Origin of the sequence: uncultured Amnibacterium sp. (genome assembly GCF_964250715.1) — a bacterium.
Taxonomy (GTDB): Bacteria; Actinomycetota; Actinomycetes; order Actinomycetales; family Microbacteriaceae; genus Amnibacterium.
Genome location: NZ_CAXUGX010000001.1, coordinates 422,033 through 446,616, shown reverse-complemented (window position 1 = coordinate 446,616; position 24,584 = coordinate 422,033). Strand labels below are relative to the sequence as shown.

Genomic DNA, 24,584 nt, shown 5'->3' with positions numbered 1-24,584 from the left:
GACCGGCGTGGACGGGCCCGGTACCGCCGAATCATGCGGTTCGCGACGCGGTACATGGTCGAGAACTGGTGGTTCGAGCTCCTGCTCCCGCGGCTCGGCCTGACCGCCCTCGGCGCCCGCGGGCGCACGCGCCGGTGGCAGCGCATGTCCCGCAACTTCTACGGCCTCGCGACCGAACTCGGCGGCCTGATGATCAAGGTGGGCCAGTTCCTGTCCTCGCGGCTCGACGTGCTGCCGCCCGAGGTCACCCGGGAGTTGGAGGGACTGCAGGACTCGGTGCGCCCGGAGGACTTCGCCGAGATCCGCGCGCTCGCCGAGCGCGAGCTGGGCATGCCGCTGGAGCGGGCGTACGCGAGCTTCGACGCGACACCCCTGGCCGCGGCGTCGCTGGGCCAGGCGCATCGCGCACGCCTGGCACCGCAGGCGGCGAACGACACCGGCTTCACCGACCTCGTCGTGAAGATCCAACGTCCCGGGATCGATCGGATCGTCGACATCGACCTCGCGGCTCTGCGGCAGGTGGCCCGCCGGTTGAACCGGGTGAAGCTCGTGTCTCGCCGCGTCGACCTGCCGGCGCTCGCGGAGGAGTTCGCCCGGACCAGCCTGGAAGAGGTCGACTACCTGCACGAGGCGGGTAGCGCGGAGCGGTTCGCCCGGCAGTTCGAGGACGACGCCCGGGTGCGCGTCCCCGGCATCGCGTGGGAACGCACCACCCGGCGGGTGCTGACCCTGCAGGACGTGAGCGCGATCAAGATCAACGACCTCGCTGCGCTGCGCGAGGCCGGAATCGACCCGTCCGAGGTCGCGGCGGAGTTCGCGAACGTCATGTTCGATCAGCTGTTCGTCGACGGCTTCTTCCACGGCGACGCGCATCCGGGCAACATCTTCGTCACGCCGGTGTCGAACGACCTGGCCCAAGGCGCCCCGGACGGCCTCCGGGACACCACCATCGGTTCCGACGACGGCCGACCCTGGGTGCTGACCTTCGTGGACTTCGGCATGATGGGCGAGATCCCCGACAGCCTCCGTCGCAATCTGCAGCGGTTCCTGATCGCGGTGGCCTCCCGGGACGGTCGCCGGCTCGTCGCGAGCATGCGCGAGCTGGGCGTGCTGCTCCCGTCGGCCGACACCCGCGAGCTGGAGCGCACGATGTCGGCGCTGTTCGCGCGGTTCGGCGGGGTCGCCTTCACCGCCCTGCAGGAGGTCGACCCGCGTGAGCTGCGGGCGTTCGCCGACGAGTTCGGCGAGACCATCCGGGTGCTGCCGTTCCAGCTGCCGGAGAACTTCCTGCTCGTCATCCGCGCGGTCTCGTTGATCTCCGGCCTCTGCAGCACGCTCGATCCGGAGTTCAACATCTGGAACGCGGTGGAGCCGTACGCGGAGGGGTTGCTCCGCGACGAGCGGGGCGGCGTGATCGGTTCCTTCGCCCGCGAGGCGGCGTCGACCGTCGCGATCGCCGCGCGTCTGCCACGCCGACTCGACGATCTCGCCGGGCGGCTCGAGAACGGCGAAATCGCGGTCGAGACGCCGCGACTCGATCGGCAGATCGGTCAGCTGGAACGCGCCGTCGGTCGGATGGTCTCGGCGGTCCTCTTCTTCGGCCTGCTCATCGGCGGAGTGCTCCTGCGCCCCACGGATCCGCCGACGGGCGGCCTGCTGATGGCCGCCTCCGCACTGCCCCTGCTGCACGCGGTGCTCGCCGGCATGATCGGCGGCCGCCGCCGACGCTGATCCGCCCGCTTCGTTCTGTCCGGAAGGCGACACCCGTCCAGGCGCTGGCGCGGACAGGTGTCCCGGATCTGAGCAGACCCACGTCGGTGACTGTGCCCATCCCTCCGCTGCCCATCCCTTCGGCGCTGGGACTCAGCCGCCGATGTACGACATCACATGCTTGATGCGGGTGTAGTCCTCGAAGCCGTACATCGAGAGGTCCTTGCCGTACCCGGAGTGCTTGAACCCGCCGTGCGGCATCTCGGCGACCAGCGGGATGTGGGTGTTGATCCAGACGCAGCCGAAGTCCAGTCGCTTCGCGGCGCGCATGGCCCGGCCGTGGTCCTTGGTCCAGACCGACGACGAGAGCCCGTACTGCACATCGTTGGCCCACGACAGGGCCTGCTCCTCGTCCGAGAAGCGCTGCACCGTCTGCACCGGGCCGAAGATCTCGGTCTGCACCGCCTCGTCGTCCTGCCGCAGACCGGACACGATGGTGGCGTCGTAGAAGTAGCCGGAGTCGCCGTGTCGGTGTCCGCCGGTCTCGACCGTCGCGTGGTCCGGCAGCCGATCGAGGAACCCGCCGATGCGCGCGAACTGGTCGCTGTTGTTCACCGGACCGAACAGCACGTCCTCGTCCGGCCGGCCGGTGAGCGCGTTCGCCTTGGCGTACTCGGCGAGCGCCGCGACGAACTCGTCGTGGATGCCGTCCTGCACCAGCAGCCGAGTGGCGGCCGTGCAGTCCTGACCGGCGTTGAAGTAGCCGGCCGTGACGATGCCGGCCACCGCCAGTTCGATGTCCGCGTCGTCGTAGACGATCACCGGCGCCTTGCCGCCGAGCTCCAGGTGCACCCGCTTCAGGTCGCTGGACGCCGCGTTCGCCACCGCCATGCCCGCACGCACCGACCCGGTGATGGAGATCATCGCCGGGATCGGATGCTCCACCATGCGGGCGCCGGTCTCGCGGCCGCCGGTGATCACGTTCAGCACGCCCGGCGGCAGGAACTCGGCGGCGACCTCGGCCAGCAGCAGCGTGGACGACGGTGTGGTCTCGCTCGGCTTCAGCACGACCGTGTTCCCCGCGGCGAGTGCCGGCGCGAACTTCCAGGTCGCCATGTTCAACGGATAGTTCCAGGGCGTCACCTGCCCGATGACTCCGATCGGCTCCCGCCGGATGAAGGAGGTGTGCTCCGCCAGGTACTCGCCGGCGGCGCGGCCATCGAGTACGCGGGCCGCCCCGGCGAAGAACCGGATCTGATCGACCGAGACCAGGATCTCGTCGGCGACGAGGCTGCCGAGCGGCTTACCGGTGTCCAGCGACTCCAGCGCGGCGAACTCGTCCGCCCGCGCCTCCATCGCATCGGCGATGCGGAAGAGCGCCAGCTGCCGTTCGGACGGGGTGGTCTCGCCCCACGTCGTGAACGCGGTCGCGGCCGCGCGGAAGGCGGCGTCCACCTCCTCGGGCGAGGAGTCGGCCGAGGTGCCGTAGACCTGCTCGTCGACCGGCGAGATCAGGTCGAGCGTCGACGCGGCCGGCTCGACCTGCTCGCCGTCGATGAAGTTGCCGAGATGCACGGCGCCGGGCCGCGACTCCATCGGTGCAGTCGTCGTCATGGCCGTCAGGGTAGTCCACAGCCCGGACAGGCGACCGACTCGACAGGGCGACCGACGACTGAATCCGAAGCGAACAGGCGGTGTTCACCGCGAGATCGGTTGCCGCAGGCCCTCGCCACCTGGGAGACTGTCGACATGGTCGATCGGTCAGCACCGGGTACCGAGTCCCGCACGCGGCCGCTGCAACTCGACGCCGTGTCGAAGGCGATCGTGACCGAGTTGCAGGCCGACGGCCGACGCTCCTATGCGGACATCGGCAAGACCGTCGGTCTCAGCGAGGCGGCGGTGCGGCAGCGGGTGCAGAAGCTCACCGAGTCGGGCGTGATGCAGATCGTCGCGGTGACCGACCCGATGCAACTCGGCTTCACCCGGCAGGCGATGCTCGGCATCCGGGTCGCCGGTGACACCCGCGAGGTCGCTGACGTGCTCGCCGGGCTGGACGAGGTCGACTACGTCGTACTGACGGCCGGCACGTTCGACGTGCTGGCCGAGGTGATCTGCGAGAACGACGACGACCTGCTCGACCTGCTGAACACCCGTATCCGCGGGATCCCGGGCGTCGCCTCCACGGAGACGTTCGTCTACCTGAAGCTCCGCAAGCAGCAGTACAACTGGGGCGTGCGCTGACGTGCGCGCCCGTTAGGGAGAGACCATGACCCTCACCGAGCAGCTCGTCCCCGACTCCGGTCCGGCCGACGACCGCACCGCGGCGCTGACGAAGAAGGCGGCGGACCACCTGTGGATGCACTTCACCCGCCAGTCGGTGCTGGAACGCGACGGGGTGCCGATCATCGTCAAGGGTGAAGGCCATCACATCTGGGACTCCCACGGCAAGCGCTACTTCGACGGACTGTCGGGGCTCTTCGTGGTCAACGCGGGCCATGGGCGGCGCCGTCTGGCGCAGGCGGCGGCCAAGCAGGCGGAGGAGCTGGCCTTCTTCCCGATCTGGTCGTACGCCCACCCGAGCGCGATCGAACTGGCCGAGCGGCTGGCACTCGCCGCTCCCGGCGACCTGAACCGCGTGTTCTTCTCCACCGGCGGTGGCGAGGCGGTCGAGACCGCCTTCAAGCTGGCCAAGCACTTCTTCAAGATGACCGGCAAGCCCATGAAGACGAAGGTGATCTCGCGCGCGGTCGCCTATCACGGCACTCCGCAGGGGGCGCTGGCGATCACGGGCATCCCCGGCATGAAGCAGATGTTCGAGCCGGTCACGCCCGGCGGCTTCCGGGTGCCGAACACGAACTTCTACCGGGCGGCGGAGGCGGGCGGACCCGCCGACGACCTGGAAGCGTTCGGCCGTTGGGCGGCGGACCGCATCGAGGAGCAGATCCTGTTCGAGGGGCCCGACACGGTCGCCGCGGTGTTCCTGGAGCCGGTGCAGAACTCCGGCGGCTGCTTCCCTCCGCCCCCCGGCTACTTCCAGCGGGTGCGCGAGATCTGCGACCGCCACGACGTGCTGCTGGTCTCGGACGAGGTGATCTGCGCGTTCGGCCGGGTCGGCAACACGTTCGCCTGCGACACGTACGGGTACGTGCCCGACATGATCACCTGCGCCAAGGCGATGACGTCGGGCTACTCCCCCATCGGCGCGACGGTGATCTCGGATCGCATCTACGAGCCGTTCCGCCACGGCACCGACTACTTCCCGCACGGCTACACCTTCGCCGGGCACCCCGTCTCCGCGGCGGTCGCGCTGGAGAACCTCGACATCTTTACGGAGGAGGGCCTGAACGAGCGCGTGCGCACCAAGTCGCCGCTGTTCCGCGCGGCGCTCGAGCGGTTGACGGACCTGCCGATCGTCGGCGACGTGCGTGGTGACGGCTACTTCTTCGGCATCGAGCTGGTCAAGGACAAGGCGACGAAGGAGACGTTCACCGACGCCGAGTCGGAGCGGCTGCTGCGCGGGTTCCTCTCCGGCGCACTGTTCGAGGCGGGGCTGTACTGCCGCGCGGACGACCGGGGCGACCCCGTGATCCAACTGGCGCCTCCGCTGACGATCGGCGAGCCCGAGTTCGACGAGATCGAGGGGATTCTGCGCAGCGTCCTGACCGAAGCCTGGGCCCGGCTCTGAGCGTGGCCGCGACCGACACCGGAACCGCTCGGCATCCCAGCCAGAAGCAACCGCGAAGCCGCTCTGAACTCGATACAGTCAGGTCGTCTTCAGATCCGCCGACCGGAGGCTCCTTGACCACAACGCTCACCGCACCATCGCGGCGTCGGCGAGCGGGCCGTGGATCGGCGGCGGACCCGTGGCGCGAGTTCGGGATGCTCGTCGTGTTCGTCGGGATCGCCTTCGCGGTCGCAGCACTCGGCACGATCACGACGATCACCAGCGTCGACGGCTGGTACGCCCACTCCCCGCATGTGCCGTGGACGCCGCCCAACTGGACGTTCGGCGTGGTCTGGACGGTGCTGTACGCGATGATCGGCGTGTCCGGCTGGCTGGTGTGGCGGCAGCGCCGCTCCCGGATCGTCGGACCGGCCCTGGCCGCCTATGTGCTGCAGCTGGTGCTGAACTCCCTGTGGGCGCCGGTCTTCTTCGGGGGCTTCGCCTTTTTGGGGCTGAGCGCCCTGTGGATAGGCCTCGCGATCATCCTGCTGCTCGACCTGGCCGTCACGGCGACCATCGCCGGCTTCTGGCCGCTGTCCAGGCCCGCCGCGCTGCTGCTCGTGCCCTACCTCGGGTGGATTCTCTTCGCCTCCACCCTCAACTGGGGCGACGCGGCGCTCTACACGATCCTCTGATCGTCCCCTCCTCCATCCACTCCTCCACCCCCTCCACCCCCTCCACCCCTACCCGCTCCTCCACCCCCACCCGCTCCTCCACAGGGGGCGTTCGCGCCGCACTCGCACCCGCTCGGCGGATCGGGCCCACCCTCGGGTCCCGCCCGGCCCTACCGTGCCGGGCATGTTGCCCAAGCCGCCGCCCCTGGCAGTCCTGATGACTCCTCCCGAATCCCCATCCGCTCCCCCACCGCCTCCCCCGCTCGTGCACGGCGACGACGGTCTGGCCCGCTGCGGCTGGGTGCGTCACGATTCGCAGCTCACCGCGTACCACGACGCCGAGTGGGGCGTGCCGCTGCACGGCGATGCCGCGCTGTTCGAGAAGTTGAGCCTGGAGGGCTTCCAGTCCGGTCTGTCGTGGCTCGTCGTGCTGCGCAAGCGCGAGGGGTTCCGCTCCGCGTTCGCGGGATTCGACCCGCGCGTGCTCGCCGGCTACGGGGACGAGGACGTGGAGCGCCTGGTCGCGGATCCGGGCATCATCCGCAATCGGCTGAAGATCATCACCATGCTGGCGAACGCGCGGGCGCTGGCGGCACTGCTCGACCGGGAGGGCGACGGCGCGCTCGACCGGCTGGTGTGGTCGTTCGCCGCAGCCGCCCGCGAGGAACACGTCCCCGCGCACGAGCCGGCCGAGGTGCCGGCGCAGACCGCGGTATCGGCCGACCTGGCCGCGGCGTTGAAGGACGTGGGTCTGCGCTTCGTCGGCCCGGTCACCATGTACGCGCTGATGCAGTCCGGCGGCCTGATCGACGACCACCTGACCGGCTGCTTCCGTCACTCCGCGGGCAGGTGACCAGCCCGTCCGCGACGGGGATCGCCGCCAGCAGTCGGCGGGTGTACGGGTCGACGGGCGACGGAGTCGTGGAATCGTGGAGTCCGGGAGTGACCAGGGTCAGGCCGGGATGACCAGCGTCACGTCCGTCGCTCCTCGCGGCTCCAGGCGCACGCCCGTCGACGCGGCCCAGGCGAGCAGGTCGTCGCGCGAGGAGACCTGCGCCGCCGACTCCGCAAGGGCCCGGACCAGCCGGCCCTTGTGCAGCTTGTTCCAGTGGTTCAGTGCGGTCCGCCGGCCGTCGGCGCCCTCGGACTCGACGGCGAGGGTCGCGGAGCCCGCCGGCGCGGGGCCGAGTGCCGCGTATGCCGCGGAGCGGGCGTCGAGGACCCACTCCCCCGTGCGCTGCAGCACCCGGGAGACGGCCGGCGCCCAGTGCGCGCGCAGCGGCAGGCCGGGCAGCGTGACGCTCGCGGAGAGCCGGTACGCGGGGATCGGATCCGCCGATCGGACGAGACCGAACAGGGCGGATCCGATCGCGACGTGGTCGTCGACCCAGGCCCGCCCGGCCGGGCTCAGCGTGGCGATGTCCAGGCCGTCGTAGACCACTCCGGTGTAGCGCTCGATGGACGGCCGCACCGGCGCGCGTCGGAGGGACCGATTCCGTTCGGCGAGCGGCGCACCCTTCGGCCCCAGATGCAGGACCGCCGCAGCCGCCGCGGGATCGCGGGCGAGTTCGACCAGGACGTCGAGCACGATCGCGCGCGGCCGGATCAGGGCCGGATACGACAGCGCTCGTGCCGCGAATCGCCCCTCGCCGCCCTCGGCCTTCGTCTCCGACGGCGGCAGCAGCATCAGCACGGTCGCTTCCCGGTCAGCACGTCAGCAGGACAGGGTCCCGACAGCAGGTCGTGGGTCGACCAGCAGCCTGCTGTCGGGACCTGGTCCTGCTGCAGTGCTGGGTCTCGAGCCGGATGGGGACGCGGCGTCAGTGGACGAGGCGTCAGTGGACGCGGCGTCAGTGGACGAGGTGCGCGGAGCGGGCCGCGATCGTCACCGTGTCGTTCTCCATGGAGATGAAGCCGTCCTCCGCGTTGGCGACGATGCGCCCGCCGTCGACCGCGGTCACCCGTACCTCGCCGGCGGCGAGGATCGCGAGCAGCGGCTGGTGGCCGGCCAGCAGGCCGATCTCGCCGACGGCGGTGCGAGCGACGACCATCTGCGCCTCGCCGGCCCACACCTGCTCCTCGGCGGAGACGACGACGACCTGCAGCGTCGCCATGTCAGCCGTTCTCCTTCTGAATCGTCGACCACTTCTCTTCCACGTCCGAGATGCTGCCGACGTTGAAGAACGCCTGCTCGGCGACGTCGTCGAAGTCGCCCTTGGTGATCGCGTCGAAGGACTCGATGGTGTCCTTCAGCGGCACGGTCGACCCGGGGACGCTCGTGAACTTCGTCGCCATGTACGTGTTCTGGGAGAGGAACTGCTGGATGCGCCGGGCCCGGTTGACGGTGATCTTGTCCTCTTCGGACAGCTCGTCTACACCGAGGATGGCGATGATCTCCTGCAGTTCCTTGTTCTTCTGCAGGATCGACTTGACGTTCGTCGCGACCCGGTAGTGGTCCTCGCCCAGGTAGCGGGGGTCGAGGATGCGGCTGGTCGAGGTCAGCGGATCGACCGCCGGGTACAGGCCGCGGGAGGCGATCTCGCGGGACAGCTCCGTCGTCGCGTCCAGGTGCGCGAACGTCGTCGCGGGCGCCGGGTCGGTGTAGTCGTCGGCGGGCACGTAGATGGCCTGCAGTGAGGTGATCGAGTGGCCGCGCGTGGAGGTGATGCGCTCCTGCAGCGTGCCCATCTCGTCGGCGAGGTTCGGCTGGTAGCCGACCGCCGACGGCATGCGCCCGAGCAGGGTGGACACCTCGGAGCCGGCCTGGGTGAATCGGAAGATGTTGTCGATGAAGAGCAGCACGTCCTGGTTCTGCACGTCGCGGAAGTACTCCGCCATCGTCAGCGCCGACAGGGCGACCCGGAGGCGCGTGCCCGGCGGCTCGTCCATCTGACCGAACACGAGCGCCGTCTTGTCGAAGACGCCCGCCTCCTCCATCTCGCCGATCAGGTCGTTGCCCTCACGGGTGCGCTCGCCCACCCCGGCGAACACGGAGACACCGCCGTGGTTGGCCGCGACGCGGTAGATCATCTCCTGGATCAACACGGTCTTGCCGACGCCGGCACCACCGAACAGCCCGATCTTGCCGCCCTGCACGTAGGGGGTCAGCAGGTCGATGACCTTGATGCCGGTCTCGAAGAGCTGCGTGCGGCTCTCCAACTGGTCGAACGCCGGCGGCTTGCGGTGGATCGGCCAGCGCTCGGTGATCTCGATGACCTCGTCGGGCTTCTGGTTGAGCACCTCGCCGATCACGTTGAAGACGTGCCCCTTGGTGACATCGCCGACGGGGACCGAGATGGGCGCGCCGGTGTCGCGCACCTGCTGACCGCGGACCAGTCCGTCGGTCGGCTTCAGGGCGATCGCGCGCACCAGGTCGTCGCCCAGGTGCTGGGCGACCTCCAGCGTCAATTCGCTCTCGTCGTCGCCGATGCGGATCGTGGTCTTCAGCGCGTTGTAGACCTCGGGGATCGACTCGTGCGGGAACTCGATGTCGACGACCGGACCGGTCACCCGCGCGACGCGGCCCGTCGGAGCCTCGGTGTTCTCCTGCTGGACTCGGACTGCTGTTGCTGAGCTCATCGTGTGCGCTTCTCCACTGCTCGGGCTGATCGGTACTGCTGGGCTGATCGGATACTGCTTGGTTGATCGTGCGCTGAACGGTCCGGCGGAGCGGCCCTCAGCTGGCGAGCGCGTCGGCGCCGCCGACGATCTCGGAGATCTGCTGGGTGATCTCCTGCTGGCGCGCGTTGTTCGCGAGCCGCGTGTAGTCGCGGATGAGGGTGTCGGCGTTGTCGCTGGCAGACTTCATCGCGCGCTGGGTGGCGGCATGCTTGCTGGCCGCCGACTCGAGCATCGCCGAGTAGATGCGCGACTCGATGTAGGTCGGGAGGAGCGCGTCGAGCACCGCGGTGCCCTCGGGCTCGAACTCGTAGAGCGCCGGGACCTCGCTGTCGGCCGGCGGCTCGACACCCTCGACGATCTCGAGCGGCAGCAAGCGCAGCATCTCGGGGGCCTGCACGAGCATCGAGACGAAGCGGTTGTAGACGAGATGGATCTCGTCCACGCCGCCCTCATCGGTGGGCCGCACGAACTGTTCGACGACGGCGTCCGCGATCTCGTGCGCGGTCTCCGGGTCGGGCGCGTCGGTCCCGCCGACCCAGTCCCGCACGAAGTCGCGCCGCCGGAACCGGAAGTAGCCGACCGACTTGCGTCCCACCAGGAAGTAGACGACCTCCTTGCCCTCGCTGCGCAGCAGCTCGGCCAGCTCCTCGCTCTTCTTCAGCGCGTTCGTGTTGAAGGCGCCGGCCAGTCCCCGGTCGGAGGTGAGCACGATCACGGCGGCCCTGGTCGGGTTCTCGCGCTCGGTGGTCAGGATGTGGTCGATGTCCGTGTAGGTGGCGACCGCCGACACCGCGCGGGTGATCGCCCGGGAGTACGGCAGGCTCGCGGCGACCTTCTGCTGCGCCTTGGCGATCCGCGAGGCGGAGATCAACTCCATCGCGCGGGTGATCTTCTTGGTCGTCTGTGCCGACCGGATGCGTGCGCGGTATTCACGGACCTGAGCGGGCATCGCCTACCGCCGTCTCTGGATCTGGGCCTGCTGCACGTCCTCACGGTCGGCGGCCTCGCTCGACTCCTTGCCGACGGAGTCGAGCGGCTTGCCCTCGCCGGTCTGGAACTGCTGCTTGAACTGCTCGACCGCGGCGTCGAGCGCCGCGATCGTGTCGTCGTCCAGCACGTTCGTCTCGCGCAGGGTGGTGAGGATGTCGCCGTTGTGCTTCAGGTAGTCGAGCAGCTCGCTCTCGAACCGCAGCACGTCGACCACCGGCACCTCGTCGAGCTTGCCGTTCGTCCCGGCCCAGATGGACACCACCTGGTCCTCGACCGGGTACGGCGAGTACTGCGGCTGGCGCAACAGCTCGGTGAGCCGCGCGCCGCGCGCCAGTTGGCGCCGGCTGGTGGCGTCGAGGTCGGAGGCGAACATCGAGAACGCCTGCAGGGACCGGTACTGCGCCAGGTCGAGCTTCAGGGTGCCGGACACCTTCTTGATGCTCTTCACCTGGGCGTCGCCGCCGACGCGCGACACCGAGATGCCGACGTCGACCGCGGGCCGCTGGTTGGCGTTGAACAGGTCGGACTGCAGGAAGATCTGCCCGTCGGTGATGGAGATCACGTTGGTCGGGATGTAGGCGGAGACGTCGTTCGCCTTGGTCTCGATGATCGGCAGCCCGGTCATCGACCCGGCGCCGAGGTCGTCGGACAGCTTGGCGCAGCGCTCCAGCAGCCGGGAGTGCAGGTAGAAGACGTCGCCCGGGTAGGCCTCGCGCCCCGGCGGCCGGCGCAGCAGCAGCGAGACTGCGCGGTAGGCCTCGGCCTGCTTGGACAGGTCGTCGAAGATGATCAGCACGTGCTTGCCGTCGTACATCCAGTGCTGGCCGATGGCGCTGCCGGTGTACGGGGCGAGGTACTTGAAGCCGGCCGGGTCGGAGGCGGGCGCCGCGACGATGGTCGTGTACTCCATCGCGCCGGCGTCTTCGAGCGATCCGCGAACCGCGGCGATGGTGGAACCCTTCTGCCCGATCGCCACATAGATGCAGCGCACCTGCTTGACCGGGTCGCCGGAGTCCCAGTTGGCCTTCTGGTTGATGATCGCGTCGATGGCGATCGCCGTCTTGCCGGTCTGCCGGTCGCCGATGATCAGCTGACGCTGGCCGCGCCCGATGGGGATCATGGCGTCGATCGCCTTGATCCCGGTCTGCAGGGGCTCGTGCACGCTCTTGCGGAACATGACCCCGGGCGCCTGCACCTCGAGCGCGCGGCGCTCGGTGGTCTCGACCGGCCCGCGGCCGTCGATCGGCTGGCCGAGCGGGTCCACGACCCGGCCGAGGTAGGCGTCGCCGACCGGCACCGAGAGCACCTCGCCGGTACGGGTGACCTCCGCGCCCTCTTCGATGCCGGAGAACTCGCCGAGCACGATGACGCCGATCTCGTTCTCGTCGAGGTTCTGCGCCAGGCCGAGCGTGCCGTCGGCGAACCGGACCAACTCGTTCGCCATCACGTTCGGCAGTCCCTCGACGTGCGCGATGCCGTCTGCGCCGTCGATGACGGTACCGACCTCGGTGGTCGAGGCGGCGCCCGGGTCGTAGGCGTCGGCGAACTCCTGCAGCGCTGCGCGGATGTCGTCGGGGCTGATCGAGAGGTCGGTCATCTTCATTCCTTCTGAGGCATGTACAGCGGGGAGGTCGTCGGTGGCGCAGCTAGGCGAGCTGCACCCGGAGCCCGTCCAGTCGGGAGCGGACGGTGCCGTCGATCACGTCGTTGCCGATGGCGATACGCACGCCCCCGACCACGGTCGGATCGACGACCTGGTCGAGTACCACGGTACGCCCGTACCGGCTCTGCAGCCCGCTCTCCAGGCGCTGCAGCTGCTTGATACCGAGCGGACGCGCGACCTGCACGGTCGCGACCAGACCGCCCTTGGCGTCGGCGACGATGCGCTCGGCCCGCTCGAGGCCTTCGACGATGCGGCGGCCGCGCGGAAAGCTGACGACATGGCGCACGATCCCCTGCGTCTCGGGGGTCGCGTTGACGACGAGGCGGTCCACGGCGCCGAGGCGAGCGGACAGCGGTGACGCGGTGTTACTGAGGGCCAGTTCCAGGCGTGAGTCGCTGGCGATCGCGCGCTGCACGGCGAACAGCTCGGACTCGATCGCCGTGCCGCTGGCGGTGCGGGCGTAGGCCCGGAAGGCGATCTCCTCGATGGCGCCGACCAGATCCTCGCCGGTCGACCAGCGCGCCCCCGCCATCCCCGCGAGCAGGCCAAGGGCGCCTTTGCCGAACGTGGCGCTGAACACGCGCCGCACCAGCCCGGCGCGCACATCGGCGTCGATGCCGACGTCGGTCACGGTCTGCATCAGCTGGTGCGAGCCGGCGATGGCGGTGGCCCCGGAGAGCAGCTCGTCGCCGAGCGCCCGGTCGGGCTTCGCGACAGCGTCGAGCGCACGCCGCGCCTGCGCGATCGACGCCGTGGTGGAGGCACCCATCAGCGGCCGGTCGACTCGGGCGCCGCTTCGAGGTCGGCGAGGAACCGATCCACCAGCGCGGCAGCGTTCGCGTCGTCGTTCAGGTGCTCCCCGATCACCCCGGAGGCGAGATCGAGCGCGAGTGAGCCGACCTCCGTCCGCAGGGACTGCAGTGCGGAGTCGCGTTCGGACTGGATCTGCGCCTGGGCCTGTGCGGTGATGCGGGCGGCCTCGGCCTGCGCCTGCTCTCGGAGCTCGGCGAGAATGCGCTTGCCGTCCTCACGAGCCTGGTCGCGGATGCGACCCGCCTCCGCACGTGCCTCCGCGAGCTGGGCGTTGTACCGCTCCAGGGCCTCTTCGGCGGCGCGCTGCGTGGCGCTCGCCTCGTCGATGCGCCCCTCGATGGCGGCGCTCCGCGCATCGAGCAACGCGTTCAGGCGAGGCAGCACCAGCCGGATGAAGAGCACCAGGATGACGACGAACGACACCGTGCCCCACAACAGGTCGGCGGGCGCGGGGACCAGCAGGCTCGCGCCCGCTGCCAGAGATGCGCTGTGCACTTCGACTCCTTCTCGAATCGGCTCGGGAACTGATCGGGGTGACTGATCAGCTCGGCGAGGGGAACGGGATGAAGCCGATGGCGATGGCGATGAAGCAGAGCGCCTCGGTCAGTGCGATACCGAGGAACATCAGCGAGGTGAGGCGGCCCTGCAGTTCGGGCTGCCGTGCGACGGACTCGATCGTCTTGCCGACGATCACCCCCACCCCGATACCGGAGCCGATGGCGGCCAGGCCGAAGCCGAGAGCGGCGAGATAGCCGACGATGTGCATGGTGGTTCCTTTCAGGAGGGGTATGGGCCGGCGTCAGCCGGTCAGTGCTCTTCCGCGACGGCGAGCTGGATGTAGATCGCCGTGAGGAACGCGAACACGTATGCCTGCAGTGCCGCGATGAAGATCTCGAACGCCAGGTACACGATGCCGAATGCAACCGTACCGACGCCGATCAGCCCGAACAGGTTGCCGCTGGCGAGCAGCGTGAACAGGAAGAACTGCGTGGCGGAGAAGACCAGGGTGAGCAGCAGGTGCCCGGACACCATGTTCATGAGCAGCCGCAGCGTCAGCGTGATCGGCCGGACGATGAAGGTGGAGAGGATCTCGAGCGGCGTGAGCAGAAAGTACAGGAACCACGGCACGCCGGGCAGGAACAGCGCGTTCTTCAGGTAGGTCCAGCCCAACTTGCGGAATCCGGCGTAGATGAACAGCACCCAGGCGATGAGGGCGAGCACGATCGGCAAGCCGATCACCGCGGTTCCGGCCATCTGCAGGCCCGGGATGATGCTCGTGATGTTCATGCCGAGCACCAGGAAGAACATCGTCATGATCACCGGCATGAATCGCTTGCCGTCGCGCTCGCCGAGCGTATCGATCGCGATGTTCTTGCGGACGAAGCCGAGCAGGAATTCCGTCAGCACCTGACCGCGGCCCGGGATCACCTTCATTCGCCGGGTACCGAGCCAGAGCCACAGCACCAGCAGCACGACGACCAGCAGGCGGATCAGCATGATCCGGTTCAACTCGAACGGAGTGCCCTTGAAGAGCAACGCCGCCGGGAAGAAGTCGTCGATCTTCGGCGGCTCGAATCCGCCGGATTCGGCGAATATCGAGGGCATGAGGGCGGAATTCAGGGCGGTCTCCGAACCGAAGGTGCTGCGGTGCACGGTGGCGGGCAGATGTCGTCCCCACCCTAGCAAGCCGGTGCGCACGCCGTTTCAGCGCTTGACGCCGGACCCGTCCCACGGCTATCGGTTATCGCTCGACTGGGCGCACTCCGGGCGACTACCGCGCGCCGACCGGGATGCGGGCCCGCGCGACGACGACGGCGTCGAGGATCAGGAAGGCGAGCACGGCGACGACCAGGGAGAGGAAGAGCACCGTCGGCTGCACCCACGGCTGGTCGCGCAGCAGCAGCACCGCGGCGATGAAGAGGGCCACCTTGATCACGAATCCGCCGAGCAGCACGACCATGCCGGCGACGGGGTTGGAGCCCCCGAGCAGCGGCCCGGTGAACAGCAGGCCGACCGCGGTGACGCCGAGGAAGACCAGCGCGAAGACCGCGCCGACGAGCCCGGACACGAGCCCGCCCACGCCGGCGACGGCGAGCCCGATGCCGCCCGCAACGATCCCGATGGCGAGCGTCACAATGCCCCCGCCGATGAGCGCCCGCCGCAACACGCTGTTCGCCGTGTCGAAGCCGTCGCTCACGGGGTGCGCTCCCGACGTGGCACGAAGGCCGCGGGGGCCGGGCTCGACTCGCCCATCGTCGGAACCGTGGGCGTCTCTCCCGTCGCCGCGTGCCTGCCGGCCCGGTCGAGCGGATCGAGCACGGCGATCTCGACGGTCGTGTTGGTGACCGGCCGGGACTGGGAGTGGTATTCGCCCCGCTTGCGGTGGCTGAGCGGTGCCAGGGTCGCGATCGTGCAGACGATCAGTCCCGCGCCGATGAACACCCACGCCCACCAGTAGGGCTTGGCGACGAAGAACAGCAGCGAGCCGACCGAGATGGTCGCGCTCCACGCATAGAAGATCAGCACGGCGTGGAAGCGGGTATGACCCATGTCGAGCAGTCGGTGGTGCAGGTGCTTGCGGTCTGCGCTGAACGGGCTCTTGCCGGCCGCCAGCCGCCGGATGACCGCCAGGCTGAAGTCGAGCATGGGCACGATGAACACGGCGAACGGCAGCAGGATCGGCAGGAACGCCGGCGCGAGCTGAGCCTGTCCATGGGCGTGCTCGAACTCGGCCGGATCGATCTGCCCGGTGACGCTGATCGCGGACACGGCCATCAGCAGGCCGACCAGCAGCGCTCCGGCGTCGCCCATGAACAGCTTGGCGGGATGCCAGTTGAGCGGCAGGAAGCCGAGGCACGCGCCGAAGACGATCGCCGACAGCAGCGACGCCAGGTTGAAGTAATTGGTCGGCGACACCTCGCGGATCAGCAGGTAGCTGTACAGGAAGAACGCGCCGTTCGCGATGACGGCGATCCCGGCGACCAGGCCGTCCAGGCCGTCGATGAAGTTCATCGCGTTCATCACCGCGACGGTGGCGATGAGCGTGATCGCGAGCGACGTCCAGGTGGACCCGACGGCGATCGTGGATCCGGCGCCGCCCCCGATCGGCAGCGACACGATCTGCAGGCCGCCGAGCCAGGCGAGCAGGCCCGCGGCGAGCACCTGGCCGATCAGCTTGGTGGACCAGTCCAGATCGAAAAAGTCGTCGAGCACGCCGATCACCACGATCAGCAGGGCCGCCAGCAGCACCGCCAGGATCTGCCTGCCGCCGTTCGCGGCGAAGACGCGCGAGAAGTACGGGAGCAGGCTGGCGACGCCGATCGCCGCGAGTATCCCGGCGAACATCGCGATCCCGCCGAGCCGCGGCGTGGGCGTCGTGTGCACGTCCCGACTGCGGATGGCCGCCGGGTACAGCCGGTAGCGCACCCCGACGCGGCGCAGCACGACGGAGAGGACGAACGTGACGGCGGCTGCGACGGCCGCTATCAGCAGGGTGACGATCACGGGCGCGGCTCCGCGGATTCGGGGGGCGCGGAGTCGGTGGGTGCGGGCGCGGGCCGGGCGGCGGGAGGCTCGTCGGTAACGGGCTCCTCGGTCGACGGCTCGGGCTCGTCGGCGACGTCCTCGACGGCGGGCTCGACGACCAGCGCTTGGAACGCCTCCGGCGACGCGTCGCGCAACTGCGCCTCGCTGATCACGCCCACCCGCAGGATGCGCAGGGGCCCGGTGCCGTCCGCGAGCGCCGTGGCGTCGACGATGGTCGACGGTTCCGGCCCGGGCGTGGCTCCGCCGTCCAGATACACCTTCACCGACTCGCCCAGCTGGGCGTGTGCCTCCTCGACGTTCGTGGCGGCAGGCTGCCCGGTCAGATTCGCGGACGAGACCGCCAGCGGTCCCGTCTCGGCCAGCAGCTCCAGCACGATCCGCTGGTTGGGCATGCGCAGGGCGACGGTGCCGCCGGTCTCGCCGAGGTCCCAGGCGAGCGAGCTTCGGGCCGGCAGCACGATGGTCAGCGGGCCAGGCCAGAAGGCGTCGGCGAGCACGGTGATCGAGGGCGGGACGACCTCGGCCAGCGCATCCAGGGTCGCCCTGGTGGGCACGAGCACCGGAGGCGGCGCTTGACGGCCGCGGCCCTTCGCGTCGAGCAGCCGCTGCACGGCACCCGCATCGAACGCGTCGGCGGCGATCCCGTAGACCGTGTCGGTGGGGACGACCACCAGCTCGCCATGCGCGAGCGCGGTGCGCGCGGCGCGCATGCCCGGTAGCAGGGCGACCGGGTCGGCGCAGTCCACCACCGTTGCCATGTCGTCCATCATGGCTGGTCGCCGTCCACGGACCGGACCCACCGCTCCGGGTCGGCTTGCGCGGTCGACGGGCGGATGTGCGGCGCGATCAGCGGCCGAGCAGCTTCTGCATGGCCGCCAGGTCGTCCTGGCTGGGGGCGCCGCGCCCCCCGGTCAGCCCGAAGCCGGCGCCGCCGGCGGTCTGCGGGCCGGCTGCGCGGCCCTCGGCCAGCGCCGCATTCTCGGCGGCGCGCTTGGCGGGGTTGCCCGATCGGGAGCCGGCCTTCTTCTTCTGCTGCGGCCGCGCGCGTCCCCCTCCGCCGGGGATCGGGCCCATTCCGGGCACCTGGGGCACGCCGCCGCGGGCGACGGTCTTCATCATCTTGGCGGCCTGCTCGAACCGGCTGACGAGCTGGTTCACGTCCGTGACCGTCATGCCGGAGCCGCGGGCGATGCGCAGGCGCCGGGAACCGTTCAACAGCTTTGGGTTCTGCCGCTCGCCCTTGGTCATCGACTGGATGATCGCCTCGGTGCGCACGATCTCGCGCTCGTCGAAGTTCTCCAGCTGCTCGCGCATGCCTCGGGCGCCGGGCAGCATGCCGATCATCTTCTTCAGCGACCCCATGTTGCGCAGCTGCTGCATCTGCTTCAGGAAGTCCTCGAGCGTGAAGGTGGCGGTCGCCAACTTCTGCGCGAGTTCGACCGCCTCGTCCTCGTCGAAGGCCTGCTGGGCCTGCTCGATCAGGGTCAGGATGTCGCCGAGGTCGAGGATCCGGCTGGCCATGCGATCCGGGTGGAAGGGCTCGAAGTCGGACAGCTTCTCGCCGGTGGACGCGAAGATGATGGGACGCCCGGTCATGCCGGCCACCGAGAGGGCCGCACCACCGCGGGCGTCGCCGTCCAGCTTGGTGAGCACGACGCCCGTGAAGTCGACGCCCTCCTGGAACGCCTTGGCCGTGGCGACGGCATCCTGGCCGATCATCGCGTCGAGGACGAAGAGCACCTCGTCGGGATCGACGGCCCTGCGGATGTCGGCGGCCTGCTTCATCAGGTCGGTGTCGACGCCGAGACGGCCGGCGGTGTCGACGATCACGACGTCGTGCTGCTTGTCGCGGGCGTACTTGATGGCGTCCTTGGCGACCCTCACCGGGTTGCCCACTCCGTTCCCCGGCTCGGGGGCGAAGACGGCGGCGCCGGCCTGCTCGCCGACGATCTGCAGCTGCTGCACCGCGTTCGGGCGCTGCAGGTCGCACGCGACGAGCAGCGGGGTGTGGCCGTCGTTCTCGAGCCAGAGGGCCAGCTTGCCGGCGAGCGTCGTCTTGCCGGCGCCCTGCAGGCCGGCGAGCATGATGACGGTCGGCGGCTGCTTGGCGAACTCGAGCCGGCGCTGCTGGCCGCCGAGGATGCCGACCAGTTCCTCGTTGACGATCTGCACGACCTGCTGGGCGGGATTCAGCGCCTTGTTCACGTCGGCGTCCAGGGCGCGCTCGCGCACGGTGCCGGTGAAGCGCTTGACCACCTCCAGGTTCACGTCGGCGTCGAGCAGGGCGCGCCGGATCTCGCGCACGGTGCCGTCGACGTCCGCGGCGGAGAGCCGTCCCTTGCCGCGCAGGTTCGCGAGCGCCTGGGTGAGCCGGTCGGAGAGCGTGCCGAAGGTCGCCATAACGGCAAGGATTCTACCGGCGGGACAGTGGCGTCGCGGCGGCACGAGCCCCGTCGTGTGCGTAGCGTGGCGGCGTGGAACAGGTGCAGTTGGGCGCGTCAGGACTGTCCGTGACCCGCTTCGTCGCGGGGGCGGCGATCGCGCCAGTGACGGTGGCGACCGGCGTGGACCTGCTGAACGAGGCATGGGAAGCGGGCGTGCGCGCGCTCGACGTGCGCGACGCGACCGCCGAGGCCGACACCGCCGCAGCGACGTGGCTGGCCGAACGCCAGCCGGAGGGCGCGCTCGTGATCGCCGGTGTGGGCGCTGCGGCCGGACCGGCTCGCGAATCCGATCTGTCGCCGCAGCGGCTGGAGCACGATCTGGCCGCTGCGATCCGCCGTCTCGGTCGAGTCGACCTGGCCTGGCTGCGCGGCGCCGACGACGAGACGCCGCTGGAGGCGTCGCTGACTCCGCTCGCCGACGCGGTGGAGCGGGGCGCACTGCTCGGCTGGGGAGCCGCGGGCGTCGACGTGCGGCAGCTGGAGGCGCTGCTCGTGGCCGCCGAGCGCGCCGGCCTGCCCGGTCCGCGATTCGTGCGGAACCGGATGAACGCGCTGGAGCTGCGGGACGAGCGCGACCTGCTGCCCCTGGCGACCGGCGAAGGGCTGGGGGTGCTGGCACACGCGCCGTTCGCCGGCGGCCGGCTGACGGGGCGGCACGTCGAGGCGGAGGTCGCAGCCGAGGAGGCGGCCGCCGCCGGGGAGCCGCGCGGCGACGATGCGGATCCGGCGCTGCCTCGGCTGCTGGTGCTGCGCGACCTGGCGCGGGAACGCGACGTCTCGGTCGAGGGCCTGGCGCTCGCCTGGCTGGCCGGGCATCCGGCGGTGACCGCGCCGATCGTCGCGCCGCGCGCGGCGGCGGAATGGGACGCGATGCACGAGGCGGTCGGCATCGATCTTGCAGCCGACGAGCGGGAGCGCCTGGACGACCTGCTCGGCGCCCGCAGCTGACTCCGCGTGCGGCGCCACCCTCCTCCACTCCAACTGCCGTCCCTCCTCCACTCCAACTACGGAGCGACCCGCACAAGTACGGAGGATCCGGACTCGAACTCGGCGTGTCGCCCGGATTCTCCGTAGTTGGGTGGAACTCCGTAGTCGGGGTGGAACTGCTGCCGCCACGCACGGGCCGGGCGGAGCGCGCGCATAGGCTGGCGGCGCGATGACGGACGTGCTGCGGGACCACCTGGCGCCGAACACCCTGGACTACCTGGCCGGCTGGGAGTTGCAACGCCGCATCCACCGCGAGGTGGTGACCGGCGTCCGGCGCGACACCCTGGTGCTCTGCGAGCACGACCCGGTGTTCACGGCCGGCAAGCGCACGCTGCCGGCGGAGCGACCGACGACCGGTGCGCCCGTGATCGATACCGACCGCGGCGGCAAGATCACCTGGCACGGTCCTGGCCAGCTGACGGGCTATCCGATCGTGCGACTTGTCGAGCCCCACGACGTGCTGGCGTTCGTTCGCGATCTGGAGGCGCTGATGATCGAGGTCGCGGCGACCTTCGGGGTTGCCGGCGAGCGCGTTGCGGGCCGCTCCGGAGTGTGGGTGCGCAGTGGTGCGACGTGGGAGAAGATCGGCGCGATCGGACTGCGCGTCAAGGAGGGTGTGACCATGCACGGGTTCGCGTTGAACTGCGACAACGATCTGGCGCCGTACGCCGACATCGTCGCCTGCGGCATCCGCGACGCGGGCGTGACCACCATGACCGCGGTCGCCGGCCGGCGCGCGACGGTCGAGCAGGCCGCGGATGTCGTCGCCGCCCGCTTCGACGCGATCGTTCGGACCGCGCAGACGGCGGGAGTACGGGCGTGAGCGCCGTCGCGCTGCCCTCGATCGGCCTGACCCCGGAGCAGCAGGCGGAACGGGCCCACGACGTCCAGGGCCGCAAGCTGCTGCGCCTGGAGCAGCGCAACTCGGCGGTGCCCATCGAACGCAAGCCGGAGTGGATCCGCACCCGGGCGAGCATGGGTCCCGAGTACACCGAGCTGCAGTCGCTCGTGAAGAGCGAGGGCCTGCACACGGTGTGCCAGGAGGCGGGCTGCCCCAACATCTACGAGTGCTGGGAGGACCGCGAGGCCACCTTCCTGATCGGCGGGGCGCAGTGCACCCGCCGCTGCGACTTCTGCCAGATCGACACCGGCAAGCCCGCCGACTACGACCGCGACGAACCGCGCCGGGTCGCGGAGTCGGTCGCCGCGATGCAGTTGCGGTACGCGACCGTCACCGGAGTGGCCCGCGACGACCTGCCCGACGAGGGCGCCTGGCTGCACGCCGAGACGGTGCGCGAGATCCACCGGCAGAACCCGGGCACCGGCGTCGAGATCCTGGCGACGGACTTCTCCGGCAACCCCGACCTGCTGGGCGAGGTGTTCTCCTCCCGCCCCGAGGTGTTCGCCCACAACGTGGAGACGGTCCCCCGGCTCTTCAAGCGCATCCGGCCCGCATTCGCCTACGACCGCTCGCTGAACGTGCTGACGCAGGCCCGCGACGCAGGACTCGTGACCAAGTCGAACCTGATCCTCGGCATGGGCGAGGAGCCGAACGAGATCCTGGAGGCGCTCGGACACCTGCACGACGCCGGCTGCGAGATCATCACGCTGACCCAGTACCTACGGCCCACGCCCCGGCACCTGCCGGTCGCCCGCTGGGTGACGCCCACGGAGTTCGTGGACCTGAAGACCGCGGCGGAGGAGATCGGGTTCCTCGGCGTGCTGGCCGGCCCGCTGGTGCGCTCGTCGTACCGCGCCGGCCGCCTCTGGGCGCAGTCGATGGCCGCGAAGGGCCGCACGGTACCGCCGGCCCTGCAGCACCTGGCCGACTCCGCGCTCGGCTTCGCCCAGGCGGTCTAGCCGTGGCGCGACTGCTGCCCTTCCAGGGCCGGCTGCCGCAGGTGCATCCGAGCGCCTACCTTGCCGAGACGGCCGTGCTGATCGGCGACGTGACGGTGCACGAGAACGCGGTGATCATGTTCGGAGCCGTGCTGCGGGCCGACATGGACCGCATCGTGCTGGGCGCCGGCAGCAACCTGCAGGACAACGTCGTCGTCCATACCGATACCGGTTTGCCCGCCCTGATCGGGGCGGACGTGAGCGTCGGACACAACGCGACGGTGCACGCCTGCACGGTGGAGGACGAGTGCCTGGTCAGCATGGGCTCGACGGTGCTCTCGAGCAGCACGATCGGCACCGGCTCGCTCATCGCGGCCGGGGCGGTGGTGCTGGAGGGCACGGTGATCCCGCCCCGATCGCTCGTGGCGGGCGTGCCGGCGAAGGTGCGGCGCGAGATCGGCGAGAGCGACCTCACGCGCATCCGCCGCAACGCGGTCGCCTACCGCGAACTGGCCGCCGCCTACCTCGGCGAGTACTGACCTCGGCGGGTACTAGCCGGCGCGGTAGGCGACCGCCCTCACACACCGGATCGGGACTCGCACCTGTCGGCGCCGCGATGTGCGAGTCCCGAACGCACGCGCGAGGTCAGCTTCAGCGCTCAGGCCACCAGGCCCTGGGCGAAGACGTGGGGGGTGAAGCCCGTCAGGTCGCCGATGCGCTCGCCCTGGCCGATCAGCTTGATGGGGATGCCCGTCTCGTCCTGCACCCGCAGCACGAAGCCGCCGCGAGCGGAGCCGTCGAGCTTGGTGATGACGAGCCCCGTGACTCCGGCGTGCTCGATGAACGCCTGCGCCTGCGCGAGGCCGTTCTGGCCGGTGGTCGCGTCGAGTACCAGCAGCACCTCCGAGATCGGCGCCTGCTTCTCGACGACCCGCTTGATCTTGCCCAGCTCGTCCATCAGGCCGCCCCTGGTGTGCAGGCGGCCGGCCGTGTCGATGAGCACGATCTCGGTGCCGAGCCGCTTGGCCTGCTCCACCGTCTGGTAGGCGACGGAGGCGGGGTCCTGGCCCGGGTGCTGCGGCCGAACCACGTCGGCGCCGGCGCGCTCGGCCCAGGTCGCGACCTGCTCGACCGCCGCGGCACGGAAGGTGTCCGCGGCACCGACGACGACGGTGCGGTCGTAGTTGCGCAGGAACTTGGCGAACTTGCCGATGGTCGTCGTCTTGCCGACGCCGTTCACGCCCACCATCAGCACGACGGCCGGCCGCTCGGTCAGCTTCAGAGTGGGATCGAAGTCGGCCAGGCGCTCCTCGATGGACTCCCGCAGCATGCGCTGCAGATCCTTCGGGTCGGTCGTGCGGTAGCGGTCGACCTTGGCGCGCAGATCGTCGATGACCGTCTCGGTGACGTCCGGCCCGAAGTCGGCGCCGATCAGGGCCGCCTCCAGGTCGTCCCAGGTGGTCTCGTCGATCTCGCGCGCCGCCTGGAACAGCCCGCGCAGGCGCGCGCCGAGAGACCAGGATGCCCGTTCCGCCACGGGCCTCAGGGTACCGGCCGGCGCGGACGGTCCCCGCTTCGAAGACCACGGAACCGTAAGCAGCCGCCCAGCCGCGCGGACCTAGCCTGCTGGGCGCAGACCCCGCCGACGGAAGGACAGCCCGATGGCCGACAGCGATCCCGAACCCGTCCGCGTCGCACTGCTCGGCACCGGCACCATGGGGGTCGGGATGGCGCATTCGATCCTGCGCGCCGGCCTGCCGCTGACGGTCTGGAACCGGTCGGCGGCCAAGGCGCAGCCGCTCGCGGACGACGGCGCGACCGTCGCCGACAGCGCCGCCGACGCCGTGCGCGAGGCGGCCGTCGTGGTGCTGATGCTGTTCGACGTCGATGCGGTGCTCGCGGTGCTGCAGGACGTCGCCGATGCGCTGCCGGCCGACGCGGTCGTGCTGCAGACCAGCACCATCGGACCCGACGGCACGGCGCGCGTCGCGGCGTTCGCCCACGAGCACCGGATCACGCTGGTCGACGCTCCGGTCGTCGGCACGAAGCAGCCCGCGGAGGCCGGCTCGCTGACCGTGCTCGTCTCGGGTGCGGAGGCGGCGAAGCACACCGCCGCGCCGGTGCTCGACGCGATCGGCGCGAAGACCGTCGACCTCGGGACCGAACCGGGCAGCGCGAGCGCCCTGAAGCTGGTCGCCAACTCGTGGATCGCGACACTGACCGCGGGCGCCGCGCAGGCGATCGAACTGACCCGGGCCCTCGGCCTGCCGCCGGAGCGGATCCTGCAGACGATCTCGGGCGGTGCCGCCGACTCCCCCTACCTGCAGGCGAAGGGGAAGGCGATCATCGCCGGCTCGTTCGAGCCGCAGTTCGCCCTGGACGGCCTGCTGAAGGACCTGCGGCTGATCCACGACGCCGCGGCCGGCGTCGGCGTGCCGACCACGCTGATCGATGCGCTGCTCGCCTCGTTCGACACCGCGAGCCAGGCCGGGCACGGCGGCGAGGACATCGCCTCCGTCGCCGCGAGTTTCCAGCCCGCCTGATTCGCGCGGCCCCTGCGCCCATCTCTCGGGGTACTTGATGCCCCCGGTGTCGCCCCGGGGGCCCCTGACGAGTGATCCCCGAATGCGGGC

At 70.3% G+C, this 24,584-nt stretch carries 25 protein-coding genes; 10 read left to right on the top strand and 15 right to left on the bottom strand.

The genetic code is table 11. The features are described from left to right. The first annotated feature begins 33 nt into the window (after nucleotides 1-33). Nucleotides 34-1,731: an ABC1 kinase family protein gene (locus ACFE7H_RS02065; RefSeq protein WP_375399694.1), complete on the top strand. Its 1,698-nt coding sequence runs from the start codon at nucleotides 34-36 to the stop codon at nucleotides 1,729-1,731. Nucleotides 1,732-1,863: 132 nt separating this feature from the next. Here ACFE7H_RS02065 and ACFE7H_RS02060 read toward each other — a convergent pair whose 3' ends face one another. Next, nucleotides 1,864-3,324, bottom strand: coding sequence for a gamma-aminobutyraldehyde dehydrogenase (locus ACFE7H_RS02060; protein WP_375399525.1), 1,461 nt, complete (start codon nucleotides 3,322-3,324; stop codon nucleotides 1,864-1,866). Between the two features lie 135 nt (nucleotides 3,325-3,459). Between ACFE7H_RS02060 and ACFE7H_RS02055 the strand changes: the two genes are divergently transcribed. The 4 genes from ACFE7H_RS02055 (at nucleotide 3,460) to ACFE7H_RS02040 (ending at nucleotide 6,901) form a co-directional block, all read left to right on the top strand. Further along, the gene (locus ACFE7H_RS02055; protein ID WP_375399524.1) at nucleotides 3,460-3,951 is read left to right on the top strand and encodes an Lrp/AsnC family transcriptional regulator; all 492 of its coding nucleotides are present in this window, start codon (nucleotides 3,460-3,462) and stop codon (nucleotides 3,949-3,951) included. A gap of 25 nt (nucleotides 3,952-3,976) precedes the next feature. Next, entirely contained in the window at nucleotides 3,977-5,395 is a 1,419-nt protein-coding gene (locus ACFE7H_RS02050; RefSeq protein WP_375399523.1) for an aspartate aminotransferase family protein, read from the top strand. A gap of 113 nt (nucleotides 5,396-5,508) precedes the next feature. Beyond that, nucleotides 5,509-6,069, top strand: a complete 561-nt coding sequence (locus ACFE7H_RS02045) for a TspO/MBR family protein (RefSeq protein WP_375399522.1) — start codon at nucleotides 5,509-5,511, stop codon at nucleotides 6,067-6,069. A gap of 196 nt (nucleotides 6,070-6,265) precedes the next feature. Further along, a complete protein-coding gene (locus ACFE7H_RS02040) occupies nucleotides 6,266-6,901 on the top strand; it encodes a DNA-3-methyladenine glycosylase I (RefSeq protein WP_375399693.1) in 636 nt (211 codons plus the stop codon). A gap of 99 nt (nucleotides 6,902-7,000) precedes the next feature. Here ACFE7H_RS02040 and ACFE7H_RS02035 read toward each other — a convergent pair whose 3' ends face one another. The 13 genes from ACFE7H_RS02035 to ffh form a co-directional block, all read right to left on the bottom strand. After that, on the bottom strand, nucleotides 7,001-7,735 hold the full coding sequence (locus ACFE7H_RS02035) for a YaaA family protein (protein WP_375399692.1): 735 nt from the start codon (nucleotides 7,733-7,735) through the stop codon (nucleotides 7,001-7,003). A gap of 163 nt (nucleotides 7,736-7,898) precedes the next feature. Beyond that, nucleotides 7,899-8,162 (bottom strand): F0F1 ATP synthase subunit epsilon, encoded by a 264-nt coding sequence (locus ACFE7H_RS02030; RefSeq protein WP_375399521.1) that lies wholly within the window; start codon nucleotides 8,160-8,162, stop codon nucleotides 7,899-7,901. Between the two features lies 1 nt (nucleotide 8,163). Further along, nucleotides 8,164-9,627, bottom strand: coding sequence for a F0F1 ATP synthase subunit beta (atpD, locus tag ACFE7H_RS02025; RefSeq protein ID WP_375399520.1), 1,464 nt, complete (start codon nucleotides 9,625-9,627; stop codon nucleotides 8,164-8,166). A 97-nt stretch (nucleotides 9,628-9,724) separates the two neighbouring features. Beyond that, the gene (locus ACFE7H_RS02020) at nucleotides 9,725-10,618 is read right to left on the bottom strand and encodes a F0F1 ATP synthase subunit gamma (RefSeq protein WP_375399519.1); all 894 of its coding nucleotides are present in this window, start codon (nucleotides 10,616-10,618) and stop codon (nucleotides 9,725-9,727) included. Between the two features lie 3 nt (nucleotides 10,619-10,621). Further along, nucleotides 10,622-12,256 carry a F0F1 ATP synthase subunit alpha gene (gene atpA / locus ACFE7H_RS02015; RefSeq protein WP_375399518.1) on the bottom strand — a complete coding sequence of 545 codons (1,635 nt, stop codon included), beginning with the start codon at nucleotides 12,254-12,256 and terminating at the stop codon, nucleotides 10,622-10,624. 49 nt (nucleotides 12,257-12,305) lie between these two features. Beyond that, nucleotides 12,306-13,091 (bottom strand): F0F1 ATP synthase subunit delta, encoded by a 786-nt coding sequence (locus tag ACFE7H_RS02010; protein WP_375399517.1) that lies wholly within the window; start codon nucleotides 13,089-13,091, stop codon nucleotides 12,306-12,308. Then, complete coding sequence (locus tag ACFE7H_RS02005) at nucleotides 13,091-13,630, bottom strand: F0F1 ATP synthase subunit B (protein ID WP_375399516.1); 540 nt, start codon at nucleotides 13,628-13,630, stop codon at nucleotides 13,091-13,093. Before ACFE7H_RS02005 ends, ACFE7H_RS02010 begins: the two co-directional genes overlap by 1 nt. 46 nt (nucleotides 13,631-13,676) lie before the next feature. Further along, a complete protein-coding gene (atpE, locus tag ACFE7H_RS02000) occupies nucleotides 13,677-13,901 on the bottom strand; it encodes a F0F1 ATP synthase subunit C (RefSeq protein ID WP_375399515.1) in 225 nt (74 codons plus the stop codon). Nucleotides 13,902-13,942: 41 nt separating this feature from the next. After that, nucleotides 13,943-14,740 (bottom strand): F0F1 ATP synthase subunit A, encoded by a 798-nt coding sequence (atpB, locus tag ACFE7H_RS01995; RefSeq protein WP_375399514.1) that lies wholly within the window; start codon nucleotides 14,738-14,740, stop codon nucleotides 13,943-13,945. A gap of 166 nt (nucleotides 14,741-14,906) precedes the next feature. After that, nucleotides 14,907-15,332, bottom strand: a complete 426-nt coding sequence (locus ACFE7H_RS01990) for a hypothetical protein (RefSeq protein ID WP_375399513.1) — start codon at nucleotides 15,330-15,332, stop codon at nucleotides 14,907-14,909. Beyond that, the gene (locus tag ACFE7H_RS01985; protein ID WP_375399512.1) at nucleotides 15,329-16,639 is read right to left on the bottom strand and encodes an MraY family glycosyltransferase; all 1,311 of its coding nucleotides are present in this window, start codon (nucleotides 16,637-16,639) and stop codon (nucleotides 15,329-15,331) included. The genes ACFE7H_RS01990 and ACFE7H_RS01985 overlap by 4 nt, the downstream gene beginning before the upstream one ends. Beyond that, a complete protein-coding gene (locus tag ACFE7H_RS01980; protein ID WP_375399511.1) occupies nucleotides 16,636-17,439 on the bottom strand; it encodes an L-threonylcarbamoyladenylate synthase in 804 nt (267 codons plus the stop codon). Before ACFE7H_RS01980 ends, ACFE7H_RS01985 begins: the two co-directional genes overlap by 4 nt. 88 nt (nucleotides 17,440-17,527) lie before the next feature. After that, the gene (gene ffh / locus ACFE7H_RS01975; protein ID WP_375399510.1) at nucleotides 17,528-19,081 is read right to left on the bottom strand and encodes a signal recognition particle protein; all 1,554 of its coding nucleotides are present in this window, start codon (nucleotides 19,079-19,081) and stop codon (nucleotides 17,528-17,530) included. Between the two features lie 74 nt (nucleotides 19,082-19,155). On the opposite strand from ffh, the gene ACFE7H_RS01970 reads away from it, so the two are divergent. The 4 genes from ACFE7H_RS01970 to ACFE7H_RS01955 all read left to right on the top strand — a co-directional run bounded on the left by ACFE7H_RS01970 (nucleotide 19,156) and on the right by ACFE7H_RS01955 (nucleotide 22,490). Then, a complete protein-coding gene (locus tag ACFE7H_RS01970; RefSeq protein ID WP_375399509.1) occupies nucleotides 19,156-20,073 on the top strand; it encodes an aldo/keto reductase in 918 nt (305 codons plus the stop codon). A 208-nt stretch (nucleotides 20,074-20,281) separates the two neighbouring features. Then, nucleotides 20,282-20,935: a lipoyl(octanoyl) transferase LipB gene (gene lipB, locus ACFE7H_RS01965; protein WP_375399508.1), complete on the top strand. Its 654-nt coding sequence runs from the start codon at nucleotides 20,282-20,284 to the stop codon at nucleotides 20,933-20,935. A gap of 26 nt (nucleotides 20,936-20,961) precedes the next feature. After that, on the top strand, nucleotides 20,962-21,972 hold the full coding sequence (lipA, locus tag ACFE7H_RS01960; protein WP_375399691.1) for a lipoyl synthase: 1,011 nt from the start codon (nucleotides 20,962-20,964) through the stop codon (nucleotides 21,970-21,972). A 2-nt stretch (nucleotides 21,973-21,974) separates the two neighbouring features. Next, nucleotides 21,975-22,490 (top strand): gamma carbonic anhydrase family protein, encoded by a 516-nt coding sequence (locus ACFE7H_RS01955; protein ID WP_375399507.1) that lies wholly within the window; start codon nucleotides 21,975-21,977, stop codon nucleotides 22,488-22,490. Nucleotides 22,491-22,609: 119 nt separating this feature from the next. On the opposite strand, the gene ftsY is transcribed toward ACFE7H_RS01955, so the two are convergent. After that, entirely contained in the window at nucleotides 22,610-23,488 is an 879-nt protein-coding gene (gene ftsY, locus ACFE7H_RS01950) for a signal recognition particle-docking protein FtsY (RefSeq protein WP_375399506.1), read from the bottom strand. Nucleotides 23,489-23,612: 124 nt separating this feature from the next. On the opposite strand from ftsY, the gene ACFE7H_RS01945 reads away from it, so the two are divergent. Then, nucleotides 23,613-24,494: an NAD(P)-dependent oxidoreductase gene (locus ACFE7H_RS01945; RefSeq protein WP_375399505.1), complete on the top strand. Its 882-nt coding sequence runs from the start codon at nucleotides 23,613-23,615 to the stop codon at nucleotides 24,492-24,494. Nucleotides 24,495-24,584: the final 90 nt, after the last annotated feature.

Coding starts and splice junctions, on each gene's coding strand:
- ACFE7H_RS02065 (WP_375399694.1), top strand. CDS start 34: ATGCGGTTCGCGACGCGGTACATGGTCGAGAACTGGTGGTTCGAGCTC.
- ACFE7H_RS02060 (WP_375399525.1), bottom strand. CDS start 3,324: ATGACGACGACTGCACCGATGGAGTCGCGGCCCGGCGCCGTGCATCTC.
- ACFE7H_RS02055 (WP_375399524.1), top strand. CDS start 3,460: ATGGTCGATCGGTCAGCACCGGGTACCGAGTCCCGCACGCGGCCGCTG.
- ACFE7H_RS02050 (WP_375399523.1), top strand. CDS start 3,977: ATGACCCTCACCGAGCAGCTCGTCCCCGACTCCGGTCCGGCCGACGAC.
- ACFE7H_RS02040 (WP_375399693.1), top strand. CDS start 6,266: ATGACTCCTCCCGAATCCCCATCCGCTCCCCCACCGCCTCCCCCGCTC.
- ACFE7H_RS02035 (WP_375399692.1), bottom strand. CDS start 7,735: ATGCTGCTGCCGCCGTCGGAGACGAAGGCCGAGGGCGGCGAGGGGCGA.
- ACFE7H_RS02030 (WP_375399521.1), bottom strand. CDS start 8,162: ATGGCGACGCTGCAGGTCGTCGTCGTCTCCGCCGAGGAGCAGGTGTGG.
- atpD (WP_375399520.1), bottom strand. CDS start 9,627: ATGAGCTCAGCAACAGCAGTCCGAGTCCAGCAGGAGAACACCGAGGCT.
- ACFE7H_RS02020 (WP_375399519.1), bottom strand. CDS start 10,618: ATGCCCGCTCAGGTCCGTGAATACCGCGCACGCATCCGGTCGGCACAG.
- atpA (WP_375399518.1), bottom strand. CDS start 12,256: ATGACCGACCTCTCGATCAGCCCCGACGACATCCGCGCAGCGCTGCAG.
- ACFE7H_RS02010 (WP_375399517.1), bottom strand. CDS start 13,091: ATGGGTGCCTCCACCACGGCGTCGATCGCGCAGGCGCGGCGTGCGCTC.
- atpE (WP_375399515.1), bottom strand. CDS start 13,901: ATGCACATCGTCGGCTATCTCGCCGCTCTCGGCTTCGGCCTGGCCGCC.
- atpB (WP_375399514.1), bottom strand. CDS start 14,740: ATGCCCTCGATATTCGCCGAATCCGGCGGATTCGAGCCGCCGAAGATC.
- ACFE7H_RS01980 (WP_375399511.1), bottom strand. CDS start 17,439: ATGGCAACGGTGGTGGACTGCGCCGACCCGGTCGCCCTGCTACCGGGC.
- ffh (WP_375399510.1), bottom strand. CDS start 19,081: ATGGCGACCTTCGGCACGCTCTCCGACCGGCTCACCCAGGCGCTCGCG.
- lipB (WP_375399508.1), top strand. CDS start 20,282: ATGACGGACGTGCTGCGGGACCACCTGGCGCCGAACACCCTGGACTAC.
- ACFE7H_RS01945 (WP_375399505.1), top strand. CDS start 23,613: ATGGCCGACAGCGATCCCGAACCCGTCCGCGTCGCACTGCTCGGCACC.